The sequence below is a fragment of the Candidatus Jidaibacter acanthamoeba genome, from assembly GCF_000815465.1.
Classification (GTDB): Bacteria; Pseudomonadota; Alphaproteobacteria; order Rickettsiales; family Midichloriaceae; genus Jidaibacter; species Jidaibacter acanthamoebae.
This window is the reverse complement of sequence record NZ_JSWE01000060.1, coordinates 1-277: the sequence shown is the minus strand read 5'-3', so window position 1 is coordinate 277 and position 277 is coordinate 1. Positions and strand designations below refer to the sequence as shown.

The window sequence follows — 277 nt, the reverse complement described above, 5'->3', positions numbered from 1 at the left end:
CTTTAGTTGAAGAAGGGTACTTGGTAATAGATAGTACTGGTATAAAAGTATATGGGGAAAGTGAATGGCTTATTTTCAAGCATGGAGGTGAAGTAGAAAGAAGAGTATGGCACAAGCTACACATAGGAGTTAGTAAAGAGGGATTAATAGTTTCACGTGTTATGACCAACCATATAACAGATGATCGTAAATGCTTAGAACCATTAATAGAGCAAGCGAACTAAGAGAAGATAGCTGAGGTTTTAGCTGATGGAGGTTATGATGGTAACAACACTTA

At 36.8% G+C, this 277-nt stretch carries 1 protein-coding gene; it reads left to right on the top strand.

Annotated elements, in window-relative coordinates:
- Window positions 1–224: transposase (locus tag NF27_RS02310; RefSeq protein ID WP_152606821.1), on the top strand; the 224-nt coding region annotated here is incomplete at its 5' end.
- Window positions 225–277 lie beyond the last annotated feature (53 nt).